This is a genomic window from Pseudomonas sp. NFACC42-2, from assembly GCF_900116055.1.
GTDB classification, from domain to species: Bacteria; Pseudomonadota; Gammaproteobacteria; order Pseudomonadales; family Pseudomonadaceae; genus Aquipseudomonas; species Aquipseudomonas marginalis.
Genome location: NZ_FOZO01000009.1, coordinates 67,155 through 87,469 on the forward strand (window position 1 = coordinate 67,155; position 20,315 = coordinate 87,469).

The following is a 20,315-nucleotide window of genomic DNA, read 5'->3' on the forward strand; positions in this document are numbered from 1 at the left end:
GCCGCAAAGAGTACAAACTCCCCGGCGCTTGTTTGGCCGCCCGTGATCGGCCTTGCGCTCACCGCAACTGACCTGATTAGGAGAATCATCATGGCTTTCGAATTGCCGCCGCTGCCCTACGCACACGATGCCCTGCAGCCGCACATCTCCAAGGAAACCTTGGAATACCACCACGACAAGCACCACAACACCTATGTCGTGAACCTGAACAACCTGGTGCCAGGCACCGAGTTCGAAGGCAAGACCCTGGAAGAAATCGTCAAGTCTTCTTCGGGCGGCATCTTCAACAACGCCGCTCAGGTCTGGAACCACACCTTCTACTGGAACTGCCTGGCACCAAACGCCGGCGGCCAACCTACCGGCGCGCTGGCTGAAGCCATCAACGCCGCGTTCGGTTCGTTCGACAAGTTCAAGGAAGAATTCACCAAGACGTCCGTCGGCACCTTCGGTTCCGGTTGGGGCTGGCTGGTGAAAAAGGCTGACGGTTCCCTGGCCCTGGCCAGCACCATCGGCGCCGGCAACCCGCTGACCAGCGGCGACACCCCGCTGCTGACCTGCGACGTGTGGGAACACGCCTACTACATCGACTACCGCAACGTACGTCCAAAGTATGTGGAGGCGTTCTGGAACCTGGTCAACTGGAAGTTCGTGGCTGAGCAGTTCGAAGGCAAGACCTTCACTGCCTAAGCGACGCTTGCAGTAGAAAGAGCCCGGCGATTGCCGGGCTTTTTTATGCCTGAAAAAAGAACCCCACTCAGGAAACGTGGAACTCACCGGCACGAACCTGCCACCCAAGCGGTGAGAGAAATAACTCTCTCGTTTATTTTCAGGAGTGGCAATTATGGCTGGTGCTGGTATGCCCGGAATGGGTGGTGGTGACTTGTTGTCGGCGGGCCTCTCAGCGGCCAACCCACTATTGGGAGAGGGGATGGAAATGGGGATGCAACTGCTCACAAGTTTGGCGGGCGGGGGCGGAGACCAAGGGGGAGCCTCCGGAAAACCAGGTGAGGACGTACATCCGACGTTAGACCGATTTAACGGTTAATAAACCTGCTGACGATCCCGCGTAGAGTGCCTATCAGGCGATCGCCTGAACCCTGTGTTGTGCAAGAGAGCGGCGGATATCATCCGCCCTCTCCCCTCTCGAACGCCCTTCGATAGACTCCAGCCCCCCCCAGCCGCAATGTTCCTTTGACTGCCATCACCAGATTGCCAATACTCATGGCATATTGAAGGCCACCCGCATGAGACAAGGAATGCCCCTTTGAAGCTGGAACTCAAAAACAGCTTGTCGGTGAAGTTGCTACGGGTCGTGCTGCTGTCGGCGTTGATCGTGGGCGTGACGCTGAGCGTGGCGCAGATCGTTTTCGATGCCTACAAGACGCGCCAGGCCGTGGCCGGTGATGCCCAGCGCATTCTCGACATGTTTCGCGACCCCTCGACCCAGGCCGTCTATAGCCTGGACCGCGAGATGGGCATGCAGGTGATAGAGGGGCTGTTCCAGGACGAGGCGGTGCGCATGGCCTCCATCGGCCATCCCAACGAAACCATGCTGGCAGAAAAAAGCCGTGCCTTGCAGCACTCCCCCAGCCGCTGGCTCACCGACCTGATTCTTGGCCGGGAACGCACCTTCACCACTTCATTGGTCGGCAAAGGCCCCTACAGCGAGTATTACGGCGACCTGAGCATTACCCTCGATACCGCCACCTATGGCCAGGGCTTTATTGTCAGTTCGGTGATCATCTTCATTTCCGGCGTGTTACGCGCCCTGGCCATGGGCCTGGTGCTGTACCTGGTCTACCACTGGCTGCTGACCAAGCCGCTGTCGCGGATTATCGAGCACCTCACATCGATCAACCCGGACCGCCCCAGCGAGCACAAGATCCCGCAACTCAAGGGCCACGAGCGCAACGAGTTGGGGTTGTGGATCAACACCGCCAACCAGTTGCTCGAATCCATCGAGCGCAACACCCACCTGCGCCATGAGGCGGAATCCAGCCTGCTGCGCATGGCCCAGTACGATTTTCTCACCGGCCTGCCCAACCGCCAGAAACTGCAGGAGCAACTGGACAAGATCCTCATCGACGCCGGCCGCCGCCAGCGCCGCGTAGCGGTGCTGTGCGTGGGACTGGATGACTTCAAAAGCGTCAACGAGCAGTTCACCTACCAGGCCGGCGACAAATTGCTGCTGGCCCTGGCCGATCGTCTGCGCGCCCACAGCGGTCGCCTCGGCGCCCTCGCCCGCCTGGGGGGCGACCAGTTCGCGCTGGTACAGGCCGATATCGACCAGCCCTACGAAGCGGCCGAACTGGCGCAAAGCATCCTCGACGACCTGGAGGCGGAGTTCGCCCTCGACCACGAGGAAATTCGCCTGCGCGCCACCATCGGCATCACCTTGTTTCCCGAAGATGGCGACAGCACCGAGAAGCTGCTGCAAAAAGCCGAACAGACCATGACCCTGGCCAAGAGCCGCTCTCGCAACCGCTATCAGTTCTATATCGCCAGCGTCGACAGCGAAATGCGCCGCCGCCGCGAGCTGGAAAAAGACCTGCGCGACGCCCTCAGCCGCGACCAGTTCCACCTGGTCTACCAGCCACAGATCAGCTATCGCGACCAGCGTGTGGTAGGCGTAGAAGCCCTGATCCGCTGGCAGCACCCGGAACACGGCCTGGTGCCGCCGGACCTGTTCATCCCGCTGGCAGAACAGAACGGCACCATTATTCCGATTGGCGAATGGGTACTGGACCAGGCCTGTCGACAATTGCGCGAATGGCATGACCTGGGCTTCACCGAACTGCGCATGGCGGTCAACCTGTCCACCGTGCAGTTGCACCACACCGAGCTGCCACGGGTGGTCAACAACCTGATGCAGATCTACCGCCTGCCGCCGCGCAGCCTGGAGCTGGAAGTCACCGAGACCGGCCTGATGGAAGACATCAGCACCGCCGCCCAACACCTGTTGAGCCTGCGCCGCTCCGGGGCATTGATCGCGATTGATGATTTCGGCACCGGCTATTCCTCCTTGAGCTATTTGAAGAGCCTGCCCCTGGACAAGATCAAGATCGACAAAAGCTTCGTCCAGGACCTGCTGGACGACGATGACGATGCCACCATCGTTCGCGCGATTATCCAACTGGGCAAAAGCCTGGGCATGCAGGTCATCGCGGAAGGCGTGGAAACCGCGGAGCAGGAGGCCTACATCATCTCCGAGGGTTGCCATGAAGGTCAGGGTTACTACTACAGCAAACCCCTGCCGGCCCGGGAGTTGGCGGCTTTTTTGAAGCAGGCCGAGCGCAATGGCGCGGCCATTCTCTGACCGGGCAAAACGATACTGAATATTTCCCGCGTATAACCCTTTACACAAAATGCAAATCTTTCGCATTATGTCGCAGTTTTGCGCGACCCCCGCGCGCCCATCAACAACCGAAGCAGGATGTTCGCCATGATTCGTATGCCCCTGGCCACCGCCAGTCTGCTGGCCATTGCCATTTCTCTCGCCGGTTGCGGCGAAGGTAAAGACAAGCCCGCAGCAAACCAGGCGCCGACCCCGGCTGCCAGCACCACCGCTCCAGCGGCTGCCACCCCTGCCGGCCAGGTCGACGAAGCGGCCGCCAAGGCCGTGGTTGCGCATTACGCCGACATGGTCTTCGCGGTGTACAGCGATGCCGAGTCCACGGCAAAAACCCTGCAAACCGCAATCGACGCCTTCCTCGCCAAACCGAACGACGAAACCCTGAAGGCCGCCCGCGCCGCCTGGGTTGCCGCGCGCGTTCCGTACCTGCAGAGCGAAGTGTTCCGCTTCGGCAACACCATCATCGATGACTGGGAAGGTCAGGTGAACGCCTGGCCCCTGGACGAAGGCCTGATCGACTACGTCGACACATCCTACGAACACGCCCTGGGCAACCCGGGCGCTACCGCCAACATCATCGCCAACACCGAGATCCAGGTCGGCGAAGACAAGGTCGACGTGAAGGACATCACCCCGGAAAAACTCGCCAGCCTCAATGAGCTGGGCGGTTCCGAAGCCAACGTCGCCACCGGCTACCACGCCATCGAATTCCTGCTCTGGGGCCAGGACCTGAACGGCACCGGCCCGGGCGCCGGCAACCGCCCTGCGTCGGACTACCTGACCGGCGACGGCGCAACCGGCGGCCACAACGAGCGCCGTCGCGCCTACCTGACCGCCGTGACCCAACTGCTGGTCAGCGACCTGCAGGAAATGGTCGGCAACTGGAAACCCAACGTCGAAGACAACTACCGCGCCACCCTGGAGGCAGAACCTGCCACCGACGGCCTGCGCAAAATGTTGTTCGGCATGGGCAGCCTGTCCCTGGGCGAACTGGCCGGTGAACGCATGAAGGTTTCCCTGGAAGCCAACTCGCCGGAAGACGAACAGGACTGCTTCAGCGACAACACCCATTACTCGCACTTCTACGACGCCAAGGGCATCCGCAACGTCTACCTGGGCGAGTACACCCGCGTCGACGGCACCAAACTGACCGGCGCCAGCCTGTCGTCCCTGGTGGCCAAGGCCGACCCGGCTGCCGATACCGCGCTGAAAGCGGACCTGGCGGCGACCGAAGCGAAAATCCAGGTCATGGTTGATCATGCCAACAAGGGGGAACACTACGACCAGTTGATCGCGGCCGGTAACGACGCGGGCAACCAGATCGTGCGTGACGCCATCGCCGCCCTGGTCAAGCAGACCGGTTCGATCGAGGCCGCGGCAGGCAAGCTGGGCATCAGCGACCTGAACCCGGATAACGCTGATCACGAATTCTGATCAGTGCGGTGTTGAATGAGGCGGCCTTCGGGTCGCCTTTTTTTTACCTGCCTTTCACAGTAGTACCACCACCCCCTCCCACATTTGATTTGCGTCGCTTTCAAGGCCCGGTTTACATGCCCGGCCCCCCAGGTAGAATGGCGCCTCTGCCCTATTTCGAGCTCACTTCATGGCGTTGCCGACCCTACGCATCATCGGTTTCATCATCGGCATCTTCCTGATCACCCTTGCGATCGCCATGGTCGTGCCCATGGCGACCCTGGTGATTTTCGAACGGACCAGCGACCTGCCCTCGTTCCTCTGGGCCAGCCTGATCACTTTTGTCGCCGGGCTTGCCCTGGTGATTCCCGGGCGTCCCGAACACGTGCACCTGCGTCCGCGAGACATGTACCTGCTCACGGTCAGCAGTTGGGTGGTGGTATGCGTATTCGCCGCGCTGCCGTTCCTGCTGACCCAGCACATCAGCTACACCGACTCGTTTTTCGAAAGCATGTCCGGCATCACCGCCACCGGCTCCACGGTGCTGAGCGGCCTGGACACCCTGTCACCCGGCATTCTGATGTGGCGCTCGCTGCTGCACTGGCTCGGCGGCATCGGCTTTATCGGCATGGCGGTGGCGATCCTGCCGCTGCTGCGTATCGGTGGCATGCGCCTGTTCCAGACCGAATCCTCGGACCGCTCGGAGAAGGTCATGCCCCGCTCGCACATGGTGGCGCGGCTGATCGTGGCGGCCTACGTCGGCATCACCATCCTCGGCAGCCTGGCGTTCTGGTGGGCCGGCATGGGCCTGTTCGATGCGATCAACCATGCGATGTCGGCGATTTCCACCGGTGGGTTCTCCACCTCCGACGAATCCCTGGCGCACTGGAAACAACCGGCGGTGCACTGGGTGGCGGTGGTGGTGATGATCCTCGGCAGCTTGCCGTTCACCCTGTACGTGGCCACCTTGCGGGGTAATCGCAAGGCATTGATCAAGGATCAGCAAGTACAGGGCTTGCTTGGTTTGTTGCTGGTGACCTGGCTGGTGCTCGGCACTTGGTACTGGTGGACCACCAACCTGCATTGGCTGGATGCACTGCGCCATGTGGCGTTGAACGTCACATCGGTAGTGACCACCACCGGTTTTGCACTGGGGGACTACAGCCTGTGGGGCAATTTCTCACTGATGCTGTTTTTCTACCTGGGCTTCATCGGTGGCTGTTCGGGCTCCACGGCGGGCGGGATCAAGATTTTCCGCTTCCAGGTCGCCTATATCCTGCTCAAGGCCAACTTGAACCAACTGATTCACCCGCGCGCGGTAATCAAGCAGAAGTACAACGGCCACCGCCTCGACGAAGAGATCGTGCGTTCGATCCTGACCTTTTCGTTTTTCTTCGCCATCACCATCTGCGCCATCGCCCTGGCCTTGTCGCTGCTCGGCCTGGACTGGATGACCGCACTCACCGGCGCGGCCAGCACCGTGTCCGGCGTCGGCCCGGGCCTGGGGGAAACCATTGGCCCGGCCGGCAACTTCGCCAGCCTGCCGGATGCGGCCAAGTGGATCCTGTCCCTGGGCATGCTGCTGGGCCGGCTGGAAATCATCACAGTCTTTGTTCTGTGCATTCCTGCATTCTGGCGTCACTGACCGTCGACGCGTCCTGCAGTCGCGCCCGGTATTCGCCGGGCGTGGCATCGAACCAGCGGCGAAACGCGCGAAAGAAGTTGCTCGGGTCGGCAAAGCCCAGCAGGTAGGCAATCTCCAACAGGGTCATGCTCGGCTGCGCCAGGTACTGCTCGGCCAGTTCGCGGCGGGTGTCGTCGAGCAGGGTCTGGAAACTCGTGCCTTCTTCCTGCAGGCGCCGCTGCAAGGTGCGCTGGGACAGGTGCAGGGTCTGGGCCACCACTTCGCGCTTGGGTTCGCCCTGGGGCAGCAGCCGGCACAGCACCTGCCGCGCCTTGTGGGTCACGCGGCTTTCGGAGAACCGCGCCAGGTACTCACCGGCAAATCGATCGTGCAACAGCGCCATGGCCTCGTTGGCCGTGGGCAGCGGCGCGTCCATGTCGGCGCGCTCAAAGATCAGCGCGTCATACGGCGCATCGAACTCCAGCGGGGCATGGAACGCTTGTTTATAGGGGGTCAGGTCCCCCGGTTGATCGCCCTGCAACAGCACTTTTCGGGGTTGCAGGGTCCGCCCGGTGAGCCAGCCGCACAGCGCCAACGCACAGGCCAGGGAGGCTTCGGCGCTTTGTCGGGTCGGCGGAAGATGATCGCCATGCACCGTAAGAATCAGCGCATAGCCTTCAGGTAATAGTCGAAAACTCAAGTCGGCGCTTTCGGCGATGATCCGCTGGTAACGCACCAGACGCATAAAGCCTTCGGCCAGGGTGTTGCTGGACATCAAGGCGTAACCGGCCACATGAAACGACGCCGGGCGCACCACCTTGCCCATGTTCAGGCCAATCGCCGGGTTGCCCGACAGCTCGACCGCGCGCTGCCACAGGCGGGTCATGGAGTCCTGCGGGAACCGCGCATCGGGGTCACTCAGGGCGGCGTAGTCCAGGCCCAGTTGCTTGAACAAGACGCGGCAATCCAGGCCGTCCATTTCCAGTGCCTTGACTATCCCCATCGCCCAGCTTGCAGAAGTTGTTCGTTCGCTCATGGCGTCTTCTTGAATAAAGCAGGCTCAAAACGGCAGCCAGGAAAGCCAAGGATACTAAAGTGGCATCTATTGTCACTGGCTGTTACCACTGATCACTCTAGACTCAAATAAGCTCCCCGCCGAACAACTGTTGGGCGGCACAACAATCAAAGGGCCGGCCACAGTGGAAAACCTCAAGCGATTCAATAGCTTTGCCGAGTTTTACCCCTATTACCTGACTGAGCACGGCAACAGCACCTGCCGGCGCCTGCACTTTATCGGCACTACCCTGGTGATCGGCATCCTGGCCTATGCCATCGGCCGAGGCTCACTGGGACTGTTATTGGCCGTGCCGATTGCCGGTTACAGTTTTGCCTGGATCGGGCACTTCTTCTTCGAAAAGAACCGTCCGGCGACCTTCCAGCACCCGTTCTACAGCCTGCTGGGGGATTTTGTGATGTACCGCGACATGATCCTCGGCAAGGTTCCGTTCTGAACGATGTGACCTCTTGTCACTTGCGTAAAAACGATAAAAGGTTCGTACACCCGGCGATATAAAAGTCTTTTTGTCATTTACAGTGCTGTATCCTGCCAAGGCTTTTTGAGAGCGCGGAATCACCTGCGATTGAAAAAAACAGACTTTGCGAGGAGCGACGACGATGCACGAGATACCTAATCTCCCCTTCCCAAGCCTGCACGAAACTGAGCAGCCAACACCGCAGCAGGCCAGCGCGAAGCAGCCTGAGGCCAAAGAAGCAAAACCAGTCGACAGCAAGAGCCAGGACTGACGCCGTACCAGACCGTGTGGAAAGCGTACCTTTGAACGCTTTCCACACTGCCTGAATCACACCGAGGTACCCGCCATGACAGACACCCTCCCGGACACCGCCGTACTCGACACCGCCCTGCAGATGGTCGACGTGTGGAACCGCCTCAGCGCAGACAAACAAGCCTTGCTGCTCAAGCGCTTCGGCACCCAGGAAAACGCCCTGGCCGCCCTGGTCACCACCCGATTACTCGCCCCCATTCCAGCCTGACGTCTTTTTGATCTGACGTTTTTGCGTTTTACCGCCCTGCGCACGCCCAAGCCCCGGTATCATTAGCAGCCTATCTTTACCTGCTGCGACAGTGGACCTCTCCCATGCCAGATACCCAGCGCCCCATGGCGGTCACGCTGCAAGTTGTTTCCATCGTGTTGTTCACCTTTATCGGCTACCTGAATATCGGCATTCCCCTGGCCGTATTGCCGGGCTATGTCCACAGCGAACTGGGCTACGGCGCGGTAATCGCCGGCCTGGTGATCAGCGTGCAGTACCTGGCCACGCTGCTGAGCCGCCCGTATGCCGGTAAAATCATCGATAACCTGGGCAGCAAGCGGGCGGTGCTGATCGGCCTGGTGGGCTGCGGCTTGAGTGGCGTGTTCATGTTGCTTGCGGCGTGGTTTTCAAGCGTGCCGGCCGTCAGCCTGGCCAGCCTGCTCATCGGTCGATTGGTGCTGGGCAGCGCAGAAAGCCTGGTGGGCTCAGGCGCCATCGGCTGGGGCATTGGCCGGGTGGGCGCGGCCAATACCGCCAAGGTCATTTCGTGGAACGGTATCGCCAGTTACGGCGCGCTGGCGGTCGGTGCGCCGTTGGGTGTGCTGCTGGTGCGGAATTTCGGACTGTGGAGCATGGGTGTCAGCATTATCCTGCTGGCGGTCGTCGGCGTGCTGCTGGCCTGGAACAAAGTGGCCGCCCCCATCGTCGCCGGCGTGCGCCTACCGTTCATGAACGTCCTGGGCCGGGTATTGCCCCACGGCTGCGCGCTGGCCCTGGGCTCCATCGGCTTTGGCACCATCGCCACCTTTATCACCCTGTATTACACCACCCAGCATTGGGATAACGCGGTGTGGGCATTGAGCCTGTTCGGCGCCAGCTTTATCGGTGCACGCCTGCTGTTCGGCAACTTGATCAACCGTATCGGCGGCTTTCGCGTGGCGATCGCCTGCCTGTCGGTGGAGATCCTCGGCCTGCTGCTGTTGTGGTTGGCGCCGGATGCCATCCTGGCCCTGGCCGGCGCGGCGTTGAGCGGTTTCGGCTTTTCCCTGGTATTTCCGGCGCTGGGGGTGGAGGCGGTCAACCTGGTGCCCGCATCCAGCCGGGGTTCGGCGGTGGGCGCCTATTCGCTGTTTATCGACCTGTCGCTGGGCATTACCGGGCCGCTGGCCGGGGCTGTGGCGGCAGGTTTCGGCTTTGCGTCGATCTTCCTCTTCGCCGCCCTCGCCGCCCTCGGTGGGCTGCTGCTGAGTGTCTACCTGTACCGGCAAGCACCCAAGGCCCGTGAAACGCGCGAGGCCTAGAAATCAACCTTGCCGCGCCCGGCCTTGATGCTGCCGCGCTTGGTCTTGGATTCCAGGCGCCGCTTTTTCGAGCCCAGGGTGGGCTTGGTCGGGCGGCGCTTCTTCTCGACCTTGGTGGCACTGAGGATCAACTCCACCAGGCGCTCCAGCGCGTCGGCGCGGTTCTGTTCCTGGGTCCGGTACTGCTGGGCCTTGAGCACCAGCACGCCTTCGCTGGTGATACGGCTGTCACGCAGTGCCAGCAGTCGCTCCTTGTAGAACGCCGGCAGCGACGACGCCGGAATATCAAACCGCAGGTGCACCGCGCTCGACACCTTGTTGACGTTCTGCCCGCCGGCGCCCTGGGCGCGGATGGCGGTCAACTCGATTTCGGCGTCGGGCAGGTGCACGTTGTTGGAAATAACCAGCATCACTCAATAAACCCTAGGCAACAGACACGCCCAATCAGGACAACAACCTCAACAACAAGGACGCATGACAATGAAAAGACTATTGATCACTTTGCTCGGCACCTTATCACTCATTCAAACGTCACTGTCCTTTGCAGATAATGCCAATGGCAAAAACCTCTATTCACAGCGCTGCGCCATGTGCCACGGGCCAGACCTCAAGGCAACGGGGCCGTTGGCCAATAAAAGCAACCCGCCTACACCTGACCTGACAACCCCTGCCTTCAAAAAACGGCTGGCGGCTTATCCGGGCGTGATTGTGTCGTCGGTCATACTTCGCCCGAATGGAGACCTGATCCCAAAAACGCTGCGCGAGAATGGGGTGAAGGTCGCGCCGCATGCCTGGAACGTTAAGGATTTTCGCGACTTGAATGAATACATGAGCGGTGTGATTTCAAAAAGTTGACGGCTTCAAAATGCAAAAACCCCGCGCCCTATACAGGATGCGGGGTTTTCCAGGTAGGCGCCTGTTTACTTCAACGCCGCACTCGCGGTGCTCAACGCCGCTTCAGCACTGCGCTTGTTCTTGATCCAATAACACACCGCCATGAACGCCACCCACAGCGGGATCGCGTACACCGACACCTGGATCCCCGGAATCATCAGCATGATCACCAGGATAAACACCACGAACGCCAGGCACACGTAGTTGCCGTACGGGTACCACAGCGCCTTGAACAACGGCACCTGGCCGGTGCGGTTCATGTGCTGGCGGAACTTGAGGTGGGAGAAACTGATCATCGCCCAGTTGATCACCAGCGTGGCCACCACCAGGGACATCAGCAGTTCCAGGGCATGTTGCGGGATGAAGTAGTTCATCAACACCGCCACCAGCGTGACCGCCGCCGAAGCGAGGATCGAACGCACCGGCACGCCGCGCTTGTCGATCTTGGCCAGCACCTTGGGCGCATCACCCTGCTCGGCCATGCCCAGCAGCATGCGGCTGTTGCAGTAGGTGCCGCTGTTGTACACCGACAACGCCGCCGTCAACACCACGAAGTTGAGGATATGCGCGGCGGTGTTGCTGCCCAGCATGGAGAACACCTGCACGAACGGGCTGCCACTGTAGGCATCGCCGGAGGCGTTGAGGGTGGCCAGCAGGCTGTCCCAAGGCGTCAGCGACAGCAACACCACCAGGGCGCCGATGTAGAAGATCAGGATGCGGTAGATCACCTGGTTGATCGCCTTGGGGATCACGGTGCGTGGCTGGTCGGCTTCGGCGGCGGTAAAGCCGAGCATTTCCAGGCCGCCGAAGGAGAACATGATGATCGCCATGGCCATCACCAAGCCGCTGACGCCATGGGGGAAGAAGCCGCCGTGTTCCCACAGGTTGCTCACCGAGGCTTGCGGGCCGCCGCTGCCGCTGACCAGCAGGTAGCTGCCCAGGGCGATCATGCCGACGATGGCGACCACCTTGATGATGGCGAACCAGAACTCCGCTTCGCCAAAGACTTTGACGTTGGCCAGGTTGATCAGGTTGATCAGCACGAAGAACGCCGCCGCCGAGACCCAGGTCGGGATCTCCGGCCACCAGTAGTGCACGTATTTGCCGACGGCTGTCAGCTCGGACATGCCCACCAGGATGTACAGGATCCAGCAGTTCCAGCCCGACAGGAAGCCGGCGAAACCGCCCCAGTACTTGTGGGCAAAGTGGCTGAAGGAACCGGCGACCGGCTCTTCGACGATCATTTCGCCGAGCTGGCGCATGATCATGAAGGCAATGAAGCCGCAGATGGCATAACCCAGGATCATCGACGGGCCGGCGGATTTGAGCACGCCGGCCGAGCCCAGGAACAGGCCGGTGCCGATAGCGCCGCCGAGGGCGATCAACTGGATATGCCGATTTTTCAGGCCGCGTTTCAACTCGCCTGAAGAGCAATGGGGTTCACTCATGAAAAGGGTCTCACGCAAGGTTTGATGATGTTGAATGCAGGTTGCTGCCTTGAATTACCGACTCAAGCAGCGCCGCTCAAACCCCAGCGCAGGCACCAGGAGTACAGCGTCTTTCTAACGGTCATGCGTCACCTGTTTGTTTTTATCTGTGACGAAATCGAACCCGCCGGGCTCGTGGCCAGGCGGAGTGATCAGGGTGGGTAAACCCTGAGGTCTTGGCCTTTTGCGTGGTTACGCAAGGGGGTCACAGTAAAACGCGGCGCATTGTACACCGCTCGACAGCTTCAAGCCGTACCCGCAGAGCACGTGCGACGATCTGTCAGGTATTCCTTACAGCGGTAAATAGGCCAATCATGCCGCGAGCTACACGTAAATTAATCGTTACAGCATGGAAAATCGGCGTTACAGCTGTGAGTTTTTGAAAAAATGGCGGTAAGAAAATTCATCACCATTAGCGACGCCAGCTCACTGTATTTCCTGAAGAAAAAAAGCCGGCGAAAAAACAGAAGAAAAAATCCAAATGAGACCGTGTCAATAAATTTTTTGCATTACCAAACACTCTCACCTAGGTTCTTTCACTTGCCCAGCGAAGCCCGCTGGCAAGCCGTTCTCAAACAACGTCCTCTAGGAGATACACCATGCAAGCACTGGAAAACGACCTGGAAACCGAACTGCAACTCGACGATTGGTTTGAAGCGCCGACCCACGAGGCCGCCGTTGAAATGATGCAAGCCGATGCCGTGGTGCCATTTGGCACGGCGATGTGGCCGTTCTGACACCCGGCACGTATTCGGCAGGTGCTGTGCACGGCACCTGCCTCCTTACCCAAGGCACACAAGGACATACGTCATGGACAAGGCCCGCGCCGTTGAACACTTTCTCTACTACCTTGCACACCATCCGGCCCTCGGCGGCCTGAACTGCCCCACCGTGCTGCTGGGCCACACCGAGCGCTACGACGCCATCGCCCAGGCGATCGCCCAGAGCAGCGCCGCCCGTTTCAACTTCCAGGTGCAGCGCCTGGACCTGGCCGACAGCGACAGCCTGGCGCAGGCCATCGAAGCCTGCGACCTGTACCTGTTCCTCTACGATTCCTCCACCCTGCCCAACCCGCGCGCCGAAGGCCCGGACTTTATCCGTGCCCTGCAAGGCGTGATGGCCGAACACTGGAAGAAATCCCTGCTGTTCAAGGATTACGGCGACTATTTCTACGACACCTTCAGCGTCGAGCCGCAGCGCATCGCCGACCTCAACGCCACGCTGATCCGGCGCATGTCCCAAGCCGCTGTGCTGAGTTTTACCGACAAACACGGCTCACGCCTGCAGGCGCCCATGAGCAGCATCAAGAAGTGGACCAATATCAACGGCATCGGCAACCACGACCTGGCCCCCGGCGAAATCGCCACCCACAGCGAAGCCATCAATGGCCAGGTGCGGTTTGTCGGCACCTTTCTCAGCACCATCCCCTTCGCACGCAAGTACGGCGTGCTGCAGTCACCGCTGGAACTGTGGATCGAAAACTCGACCATCTGCAGCGTGGCCAGTGACGTGCCGGGGCTGGCCGACGACTTCAATAAATACCTGAATGCCAACCCGTCCAATCGCCGGGTGGAGGAACTGGGGATTGGCACCAATGAAGGGGTGAAGGACCTGTACGCGCGCAATGCCGGGTTCGAGGAGCGCCATTGCGGCTTGCACCTGGGCTTGGGTGGCGGGCAGAAAGGCAGCCATCACCTGGACCTGATCTTTGCCAGTGGGGTGTTGGCGCTGGATGACAAACCGGTGTTTGACGGCACTTTTGCGTTCTGAACACCGAACTTGAAAATGATGGAGAACCAACTGTGGGAGCAAGCCCCATCCCACATGTTTTACCTGTATTCCAAGGCAAAAAAAAACGCCAACCCTAGGGTTGGCGTTTGTGTGCAGCGGTTACATCACTGCGGCTTCTTGCGACCAAAGCCTGGACGCTGCCCCGAACCGGCCGGTGCACCACGGCGCTTGCCCGATGGCTCGTCCGCTACCAGCTTCAGGCCTGGGCGCTTTTTCGGCGCTGGCTTGGCCGGGCGCTTGGTGTTGGCGCTGTCGGCTGGGTGATCGGATGCCGGAGCACCGCGACCGGCGTCACCACGGTTGCTGCGACCACCGCTTGGCGCTTCGCCACGACCTGCTGGGCGTGGGGTGCGTGGCGCACGTTCACCTTCCTGGCGCGATGGCGCGGTGGGGCGACGCTCGCCTTCGATATGCGGTTGACGCGAAATACGCCCGCCGGTCGCCGGTGCATCCAGCGCCGGGCGCAGGGTGCGGGCAACACGTTCGGTGCGGGCCACGGGGCGCGACGATTTACGCTGCATACGATCGAGCTTGTCTTTGCTCTTGGCGTTCATCTGCGGCATGGCGACCGGCGTCAGGCCGACTTCGGCGCTGAGGATGTCGACTTCGTACTGGCTCATTTCGCGCCAGCGGCCCATCGGCAGGTCGGAGTTGAGGAACACCGGGCCAAAACGCACGCGCTTCAGGCGGCTGACCACCAGGCCCTGGGATTCCCACAGGCGACGCACTTCACGGTTACGGCCTTCCATCACCACGCAGTGGTACCAGTGGTTGAAACCTTCACCGCCCGGCGCCTGCTTGATGTCGGTGAACTTGGCCGGGCCGTCTTCCAGCACCACGCCGGCCTTGAGGCGTTCGATCATCTCGTCATCGACTTCACCACGCACACGCACGGCGTATTCGCGGTCCATCTCGTAGGACGGGTGCATCAGGCGGTTGGCCAGTTCACCGTCGGTGGTGAACATCAACAAGCCGGTGGTGTTGATGTCGAGACGACCGATGTTGATCCAACGGCCTTCCTTGGGCTTGGGCATCTTGTCGAACACGGTCGGACGGCCTTCCGGGTCGTCACGGGTGCAGATCTCGCCATCGGGCTTGTTGTACATGATCACGCGGCGCACCGATTCGGCGGCCTCTTCACGCTTGATGACCTTGCCATCAATGGTGATTGCATCGTGCAGGTCGACGCGCTGGCCAAGGGTGGCCTCGACGCCGTTGACCTTGATGCGCTTCTGGGTGATCCAGGCTTCGACGTCACGGCGCGAGCCCACGCCGATACGCGCCAGCACCTTTTGCAGCTTTTCGCCTGCAGGGCCGATTTCCTGGCTGTCGTTCTGGTCTTTATCGTTCATCTTAAGCACCTCCCGGTGGGTCGATTCAGGCGTGGCCTGAAGAGTGTTGAAAGCGGGGCTTTGGCCGAATAGGTCGGCAAAGGGTCGCGAATCATACGCCCATGGCGCGCATTGCGCATCAGAGACTAGTCGATAAGCGCCAGGTCATTGGTTTTTCCGCCGACCGGTGATGCCCAGGGCACCACTGAACCCTTGTGGGAGGGGGCTTGCCCCCGATTGCGGTGTGTCAGTCTCAATCTCTTTAACTGAACCACCGCTATCGGGGGCAAGCCCCCTCCTACATTGGACTGCGTCAGTCTTCGAACTGGCGGCGTTCGTTCTCGATAGCTTCGGCCAGGGCCCGGGCTTCGTCTTCTTCGTCGCTCAGGGGCGGTTGTTCGAGGGCGGCGACGGCGGCCAGGAGTTTTTCGCGGGCTTCGGCCACGCCGAGGATATCGTCCTCAGGTTCAGGTTCGACCTCCACGCTCACCTGGGCGTCCGGCTCGGCCGCACCATCGCGCAGCAAGTCATCAAAGTCGGTCTTGATGCCCTGCTCCATATCGTCCAGTTCCAGCAACAACGTGTGGAAACTGGTTTCGTCCTTGGGCTCTTCCGGCTCGGCGGTGGCGTCGGCCAGTTCCTGCAGGCTCGCCGGGACCGGGGCGTCGTCGAAGTCGAGCACCGGCTCGGCCTCCATCTCGCGCAATTCGGCCAGGGGCGGCAGGTCGTCGAGGTTTTTCAGGTTGAAATGGTCGAGGAACACCTTGGTGGTCGCGAACATCGCCGGTTTGCCGGGCACGTCGCGGTAGCCGACGATGCGGATCCACTCACGCTCCAGCAGCGTCTTGACGATATGGCTGTTGACCGCCACGCCCCGCACGTCCTCGATTTCGCCTCGGGTGATGGGCTGGCGATAGGCGATCAGCGCCATGGTCTCCAGCATCGCCCTTGAATAGCGCTGCGGGCGCTCTTCCCAGAGGCGGCCGACCCACGGGGAAAACTTCTCACGGATCTGCAGGCGATAACCCGACGCCACCTCGCGCAGTTCAAAGGCGCGGCCGTCGCAGGATTTGCGCAGGATTTCCAGCGCCTTCTTGAACACCGGCGGTTCGGGGCGCTCGGCTTCCTCAAACAGTTCGAACAGACGCTCCAGGGATTGCGGCTTACCCGAGGCCAGGAGAAAGGCCTCCAGCAACGGGGCCAGTTCGCGGGGTTCAGTCAGATTCATCGTTTCAGCTCTTTATTCGGCTCGCGCCCGCACGTGGATAGCCGCAAAAGGCTCATTCTGGACCAGCTCGACCAAGGATTCCTTGACCAGCTCGAGGACCGCCATAAAGGTCACCACCACACCCAGGCGCCCTTCTTCTGCCGTGAACAGCTCCACAAACGGCACAAACCCGCCGCCCTTGAGGCGTTCGAGTACATCGCTCATTCGCTCGCGGGTGGACAGGGCCTCGCGGCTGACCTGGTGGTGTTCGAACATATCGCCACGGCGCAGCACCTCGGCCATGGACATCAGCAACTCTTCCAGGCTCACGTCCGGCAGCAGCTTGCGCGCGCGGGCTTCGGGGGCGTCGAGCTTGGGTACCACCACGTCGCGACCGACGCGGCTCAGGCCGTCGATACCTTCGGCGGCGGCCTTGAAGCGCTCGTATTCCTGCAGCCGGCGGATCAGTTCGGCGCGCGGGTCATCCTCCTCGGCCTCGACCGTCTCCGCGCGCGGCAACAGCATGCGCGACTTGATCTCGGCGAGCATGGCGGCCATCACCAGGTACTCGGCAGCCAGTTCCAGGCGTACCGACTGCATCAACTCGACATAGCCCATGTACTGGCGGGTGATTTCCGCCACCGGGATGTCGAGGATGTTGATGTTCTGCTTGCGGATCAGGTACAGCAGCAAGTCCAGCGGGCCCTCGAACGCCTCAAGGAAGACCTCCAGGGCGTCCGGCGGAATGTACAGGTCCAGCGGCATTTCCAGCACCGCCTGGCCGTACACCATGGCAAACGGCAGCTCCTGCTGGGCGCCCGCCTGGCTGTCGACGGTTTCCACGGCTGACATTCAGGCCTCGGCCATAAAGGGCGCAGGATCGCCGCAACCGACACGGATCACTTCAGGTTCGCCGTCGGCCAGGTTGATCACGGTGGAGGCCTTGTTGCCGCCGAAACCGCCGTCGATGATCAGGTCGACCTGTTTTTCCAGCAATTGGCGCATTTCGTATGGGTCTTCCAGGGGCTCGGTGTCGCCGGGCATGATCAACGACACACTCATCAACGGCTCACCCAACTCGGCCAGCAACGCCAGGGCGATAGGATGCTCCGGCACCCGCAGGCCGATGGTGCGTTTTTTCGGGTGCAGCAGCAGGCGCGGCACTTCGCGGGTGGCGTTGAGGATAAAGGTGTAGGGCCCTGGCGTGTGGGCCTTGAGCAGGCGGAAGGTGCCGGTGTCGACCTTGGCGAACAGGCCCAGCTGGGACAAGTCGCTGCAGATCAGCGCAAAGTTGTGCTTGTCATCCAGCTGGCGCAGGCGTCTGACACGCTCGACAGCGCCCTTGTCACCGATCTGGCAACCGATGGCGTAGGACGAATCGGTTGGGTAGATCACCACACCGCCGGCGCGAATGATCTCTACGGCCTGCTTGATCAGGCGCGCCTGGGGGTTTTCCGGATGAATCTGGAAGAATTGACTCACGGGTTCTACCTGTTCAGACGGTGGCAATAATGGGGTCATGCTTGAATCTCCCCCACAACAGCGGCAAATCTTCCGGGACCGCGCGATACTCGCCGATCTCGGACCAGCCGCCAGGGCCATGAAAGTCACTGCCGGCGCTGACCAGCAGACCAAATTCGCGAGCGAGGATCGCCAGGCTGCCCACCTGTTCGGCGGGTTGAAAGCCGTTGACCACTTCAATCGCGTGACCACCCGCTCCAATATAGTCGCCAATCAGCTTGCGACGTTTGCTGCGGGTGAAATCGTAATGCCAGGGATGGGCCAGGCTGACCCAGGCCCCGGAGGCCCGCAGGGTCTCGACGGTGTCTTCGAGGGTCGGCCAATGTTGCTTCACATCGCCCAACTTGCCGGCGCCCAGCCACTTGCGAAAGGCTTCGGCGCGGTCTTTGACAAAACCTTCACGCACCATCCAGTCGGCAAAGTGCGGACGGGCCGGCGCGTTGCCGCTGTCGCCCAGTTCCTGCTGGAGGGCGCGGGCGCCGTCGAGGGCGTTGGGCATGCCTTTGAGGCTGAGTTTTCGGCTTATTTCTTCGGACCGCAGCCAGCGGCCATCGTGCAATTGCGCGATAGCCTCCACCAGCGGCGGCGCTTTTTGATCGAAGCCGTAGCCGAGCACATGAATGGTGGCGCCGCCCCAGGTGCAGGACAATTCCACCCCGTTGACCAGCTGCATGCCCAGGGCATGGGCCGTTGTACGGGCTTCGTCGAGGCCTTCGAGGGTGTCGTGGTCGGTCAACGAGAGGACTCGCACGCCTTTTTCAAACGCACGCGCAACCAGTACCGCGGGCGCCAGGGCGCCGTCGGAGGCCGTGCTGTGGCAGTGCAAATCAACATTCACGGGGGGGGGGTAACCTCAAGTCAGCTGGCGCTATCGCAACCAAGGATGTTTGTTATTATGCCGCCACATCCAGCTTCTGGCTCTTACTGTGAAACAATTCATCGACTTCATCCCGCTGTTGCTGTTTTTCATCGTTTACAAACTCGACCCCAGGGTCATCGACCTGGCCGGCCATGAGCTGACTGTCGGCGGCATCTACAGTGCCACCGCCGTGCTCATCATCAGCTCTGTGGTGGTCTACGGCGCCATCTTCATTTCCCAGCGCAAACTGGAAAAAAGCCAGTGGCTGACCCTGGTCGCCTGCCTGGTCTTCGGCAGCCTCACCCTGGCTTTCCACAGCGAAACCTTCCTGAAATGGAAAGCGCCGGTGGTGAACTGGCTGTTCGCCCTGGCGTTCATCGGCAGCCACTTCATCGGTGATCGCCTGTTGATCAAGCGGATCATGGGCCACGCGCTGACCCTGCCGGAACCGGTGTGGACACGCTTGAACCTGGCCTGGATCGCGTTTTTCATCTTCTGCGGCGCCGCCAACCTGTTCGTGGCGTTTACTTTCCAGGACTACTGGGTCGACTTCAAAGTGTTCGGCAGCCTGGGCATGACCGTGCTGTTCCTGGTTGCCCAGGGCATCTACCTGTCGCGCCACCTGCATGACACCGAGCCTACTACGCCGAAAACCGAGGACTGACATGCTCTACGCCATCATTGCCACCGACGTTGCCAACTCGCTGGAAAAACGCCTGTCCGTGCGCCCGGCCCACGTCGAGCGCCTGAAAGTGCTTCAAGCCGAAGGCCGCATCGTGCTGGCCGGCCCGCACCCGGCCGTGGACAGCAACGACCCGGGCGACGCCGGTTTTACCGGTAGCCTGATCGTCGCCGAGTTTGCCTCGCTGGCCGATGCCCAGGCCTGGGCCAAGGCCGATCCCTATGTCGCCGCAGGGGTCTACGCCGACGTAGTGATCAAACCCTTCAAGCAAGTCCTGCCCTGATCCCGATTGCGCCGAACCTATTGAGTACGGCGCACTCCTAATTGCTCATTATTTTCGGCAACCTGCCGACAACGTTCTGAATATTCGTGTGGAATCAGGAGTTCCGATGCGCTTACGTCAGTTGTGTCTGTTGGCAGTGTTAATGATCGGGGCTACGGCCCACGCTGAAGAAACCTCGAGCACCGGCAGTTCCACGCCCCTGTCCTTGAGCGCCGGCGCCCAGATCACCGAGTTGCAGCAACGCTTGAAAGAAAGCGAGCGGCAGCGTGAAGAACTGAGCAAGCAACTGCAAAGCGCGGATGCCACCCGCGAAAGCGCTCAATTGAGTCGCCTTCGCCAGGAGAACCAACGCCTGGCCCAGCAACTCAAAGATGCACAGGGCGGCGCCTTGACCCGCTGGCTGACCGAGCAGCAACAATGGTTCGTCACGGGTGGGGCCGTCGCACTGATCGCCCTGTTGTGCGGGATCTTCGCCAGCGGTGGGCACCGTCGCCGTCGACAATGGCTAAATTGAGTGA

General features: G+C 61.0%; 21 protein-coding genes. 13 read left to right on the plus strand and 8 right to left on the minus strand.

Going from position 1 to position 20,315, the window contains the following annotated elements:
* The first annotated feature begins 90 nt into the window (after window positions 1–90).
* The 4 genes from BM416_RS17820 (at window position 91) to BM416_RS17840 (ending at window position 6,410) form a co-directional block, all read left to right on the plus strand.
* Entirely contained in the window at window positions 91–687 is a 597-nt protein-coding gene (locus tag BM416_RS17820; RefSeq protein WP_003212997.1) for a superoxide dismutase, read from the plus strand.
* Window positions 688–1,264: 577 nt separating this feature from the next.
* Entirely contained in the window at window positions 1,265–3,316 is a 2,052-nt protein-coding gene (locus tag BM416_RS17830; RefSeq protein ID WP_092488920.1) for a putative bifunctional diguanylate cyclase/phosphodiesterase, read from the plus strand.
* A gap of 126 nt (window positions 3,317–3,442) precedes the next feature.
* Complete coding sequence (locus BM416_RS17835) at window positions 3,443–4,786, plus strand: imelysin family protein (protein WP_065939141.1); 1,344 nt, start codon at window positions 3,443–3,445, stop codon at window positions 4,784–4,786.
* A gap of 169 nt (window positions 4,787–4,955) precedes the next feature.
* On the plus strand, window positions 4,956–6,410 hold the full coding sequence (locus tag BM416_RS17840) for a TrkH family potassium uptake protein (RefSeq protein WP_027605582.1): 1,455 nt from the start codon (window positions 4,956–4,958) through the stop codon (window positions 6,408–6,410).
* Here BM416_RS17840 and BM416_RS17845 read toward each other — a convergent pair.
* Window positions 6,367–7,425, minus strand: a complete 1,059-nt coding sequence (locus BM416_RS17845) for an AraC family transcriptional regulator (protein ID WP_092488921.1) — start codon at window positions 7,423–7,425, stop codon at window positions 6,367–6,369. The genes BM416_RS17840 and BM416_RS17845 overlap by 44 nt on opposite strands.
* A 163-nt stretch (window positions 7,426–7,588) precedes the next feature.
* Between BM416_RS17845 and BM416_RS17850 the strand changes: the two genes are divergently transcribed.
* The 3 genes from BM416_RS17850 (at window position 7,589) to BM416_RS17855 (ending at window position 9,742) form a co-directional block, all read left to right on the plus strand.
* The gene (locus BM416_RS17850; protein WP_027605580.1) at window positions 7,589–7,900 is read left to right on the plus strand and encodes an Mpo1-like protein; all 312 of its coding nucleotides are present in this window, start codon (window positions 7,589–7,591) and stop codon (window positions 7,898–7,900) included.
* A 367-nt stretch (window positions 7,901–8,267) separates the two neighbouring features.
* Window positions 8,268–8,441 carry a hypothetical protein gene (locus tag BM416_RS30615; protein ID WP_175539081.1) on the plus strand — a complete coding sequence of 58 codons (174 nt, stop codon included), beginning with the start codon at window positions 8,268–8,270 and terminating at the stop codon, window positions 8,439–8,441.
* 104 nt (window positions 8,442–8,545) lie between these two features.
* Window positions 8,546–9,742, plus strand: a complete 1,197-nt coding sequence (locus tag BM416_RS17855; RefSeq protein ID WP_092488922.1) for an MFS transporter — start codon at window positions 8,546–8,548, stop codon at window positions 9,740–9,742.
* Here BM416_RS17855 and arfB read toward each other — a convergent pair.
* A complete protein-coding gene (gene arfB / locus BM416_RS17860) occupies window positions 9,739–10,152 on the minus strand; it encodes an alternative ribosome rescue aminoacyl-tRNA hydrolase ArfB (RefSeq protein WP_017139168.1) in 414 nt (137 codons plus the stop codon). The genes BM416_RS17855 and arfB overlap by 4 nt on opposite strands.
* 70 nt (window positions 10,153–10,222) lie before the next feature.
* On the opposite strand from arfB, the gene BM416_RS17865 reads away from it, so the two are divergent.
* The gene (locus tag BM416_RS17865; RefSeq protein ID WP_027605578.1) at window positions 10,223–10,597 is read left to right on the plus strand and encodes a cytochrome c; all 375 of its coding nucleotides are present in this window, start codon (window positions 10,223–10,225) and stop codon (window positions 10,595–10,597) included.
* Window positions 10,598–10,662: 65 nt separating this feature from the next.
* Here the strand turns inward: BM416_RS17865 and BM416_RS17870 are convergent, their stop codons facing one another.
* Window positions 10,663–12,084 (minus strand): amino acid permease, encoded by a 1,422-nt coding sequence (locus tag BM416_RS17870; protein WP_092488923.1) that lies wholly within the window; start codon window positions 12,082–12,084, stop codon window positions 10,663–10,665.
* A 638-nt stretch (window positions 12,085–12,722) separates the two neighbouring features.
* On the opposite strand from BM416_RS17870, the gene BM416_RS30620 reads away from it, so the two are divergent.
* Complete coding sequence (locus BM416_RS30620; RefSeq protein ID WP_003175756.1) at window positions 12,723–12,860, plus strand: hypothetical protein; 138 nt, start codon at window positions 12,723–12,725, stop codon at window positions 12,858–12,860.
* A 73-nt stretch (window positions 12,861–12,933) separates the two neighbouring features.
* Entirely contained in the window at window positions 12,934–13,893 is a 960-nt protein-coding gene (locus BM416_RS17880) for a CgnE/CgnB domain-containing protein (RefSeq protein ID WP_027605575.1), read from the plus strand.
* 125 nt (window positions 13,894–14,018) lie between these two features.
* On the opposite strand, the gene rluB is transcribed toward BM416_RS17880, so the two are convergent.
* The 5 genes from rluB to BM416_RS17905 all read right to left on the minus strand — a co-directional run bounded on the left by rluB (window position 14,019) and on the right by BM416_RS17905 (window position 18,811).
* Complete coding sequence (rluB, locus tag BM416_RS17885; protein ID WP_092488924.1) at window positions 14,019–15,266, minus strand: 23S rRNA pseudouridine(2605) synthase RluB; 1,248 nt, start codon at window positions 15,264–15,266, stop codon at window positions 14,019–14,021.
* Window positions 15,267–15,558: 292 nt separating this feature from the next.
* The gene (gene scpB / locus BM416_RS17890) at window positions 15,559–16,473 is read right to left on the minus strand and encodes an SMC-Scp complex subunit ScpB (RefSeq protein ID WP_092488925.1); all 915 of its coding nucleotides are present in this window, start codon (window positions 16,471–16,473) and stop codon (window positions 15,559–15,561) included.
* Between the two features lie 12 nt (window positions 16,474–16,485).
* Entirely contained in the window at window positions 16,486–17,184 is a 699-nt protein-coding gene (locus BM416_RS17895; RefSeq protein WP_169898658.1) for a segregation and condensation protein A, read from the minus strand.
* Window positions 17,185–17,304: 120 nt separating this feature from the next.
* Complete coding sequence (locus BM416_RS17900; RefSeq protein ID WP_027605571.1) at window positions 17,305–17,934, minus strand: L-threonylcarbamoyladenylate synthase; 630 nt, start codon at window positions 17,932–17,934, stop codon at window positions 17,305–17,307.
* Window positions 17,935–17,947: 13 nt separating this feature from the next.
* Window positions 17,948–18,811, minus strand: coding sequence for a PHP domain-containing protein (locus BM416_RS17905; RefSeq protein WP_092488926.1), 864 nt, complete (start codon window positions 18,809–18,811; stop codon window positions 17,948–17,950).
* A gap of 88 nt (window positions 18,812–18,899) precedes the next feature.
* On the opposite strand from BM416_RS17905, the gene BM416_RS17910 reads away from it, so the two are divergent.
* The 3 genes from BM416_RS17910 (at window position 18,900) to BM416_RS17920 (ending at window position 20,311) form a co-directional block, all read left to right on the plus strand.
* The gene (locus BM416_RS17910) at window positions 18,900–19,496 is read left to right on the plus strand and encodes a septation protein A (RefSeq protein WP_027605569.1); all 597 of its coding nucleotides are present in this window, start codon (window positions 18,900–18,902) and stop codon (window positions 19,494–19,496) included.
* A gap of 1 nt (window position 19,497) precedes the next feature.
* On the plus strand, window positions 19,498–19,797 hold the full coding sequence (locus BM416_RS17915) for a YciI family protein (protein ID WP_027605568.1): 300 nt from the start codon (window positions 19,498–19,500) through the stop codon (window positions 19,795–19,797).
* 106 nt (window positions 19,798–19,903) lie between these two features.
* The gene (locus BM416_RS17920) at window positions 19,904–20,311 is read left to right on the plus strand and encodes an SH3 domain-containing protein (RefSeq protein WP_027605567.1); all 408 of its coding nucleotides are present in this window, start codon (window positions 19,904–19,906) and stop codon (window positions 20,309–20,311) included.
* Window positions 20,312–20,315 lie beyond the last annotated feature (4 nt).

Bases quoted from the DNA above. Each gene is read 5' to 3' on its own strand.
- BM416_RS17820 (WP_003212997.1), top strand. From the start codon at position 91: ATGGCTTTCGAATTGCCGCCGCTGCCCTACGCACACGATGCCCTGCAG.
- BM416_RS17835 (WP_065939141.1), top strand. From the start codon at position 3,443: ATGATTCGTATGCCCCTGGCCACCGCCAGTCTGCTGGCCATTGCCATT.
- BM416_RS17840 (WP_027605582.1), top strand. From the start codon at position 4,956: ATGGCGTTGCCGACCCTACGCATCATCGGTTTCATCATCGGCATCTTC.
- BM416_RS17845 (WP_092488921.1), bottom strand. From the start codon at position 7,425: ATGAGCGAACGAACAACTTCTGCAAGCTGGGCGATGGGGATAGTCAAG.
- BM416_RS30615 (WP_175539081.1), top strand. From the start codon at position 8,268: ATGACAGACACCCTCCCGGACACCGCCGTACTCGACACCGCCCTGCAG.
- BM416_RS17855 (WP_092488922.1), top strand. From the start codon at position 8,546: ATGCCAGATACCCAGCGCCCCATGGCGGTCACGCTGCAAGTTGTTTCC.
- arfB (WP_017139168.1), bottom strand. From the start codon at position 10,152: ATGCTGGTTATTTCCAACAACGTGCACCTGCCCGACGCCGAAATCGAG.
- BM416_RS17865 (WP_027605578.1), top strand. From the start codon at position 10,223: ATGAAAAGACTATTGATCACTTTGCTCGGCACCTTATCACTCATTCAA.
- BM416_RS17870 (WP_092488923.1), bottom strand. From the start codon at position 12,084: ATGAGTGAACCCCATTGCTCTTCAGGCGAGTTGAAACGCGGCCTGAAA.
- BM416_RS30620 (WP_003175756.1), top strand. From the start codon at position 12,723: ATGCAAGCACTGGAAAACGACCTGGAAACCGAACTGCAACTCGACGAT.
- BM416_RS17880 (WP_027605575.1), top strand. From the start codon at position 12,934: ATGGACAAGGCCCGCGCCGTTGAACACTTTCTCTACTACCTTGCACAC.
- rluB (WP_092488924.1), bottom strand. From the start codon at position 15,266: ATGAACGATAAAGACCAGAACGACAGCCAGGAAATCGGCCCTGCAGGC.
- scpB (WP_092488925.1), bottom strand. From the start codon at position 16,473: ATGAATCTGACTGAACCCCGCGAACTGGCCCCGTTGCTGGAGGCCTTT.
- BM416_RS17915 (WP_027605568.1), top strand. From the start codon at position 19,498: ATGCTCTACGCCATCATTGCCACCGACGTTGCCAACTCGCTGGAAAAA.
- BM416_RS17920 (WP_027605567.1), top strand. From the start codon at position 19,904: ATGCGCTTACGTCAGTTGTGTCTGTTGGCAGTGTTAATGATCGGGGCT.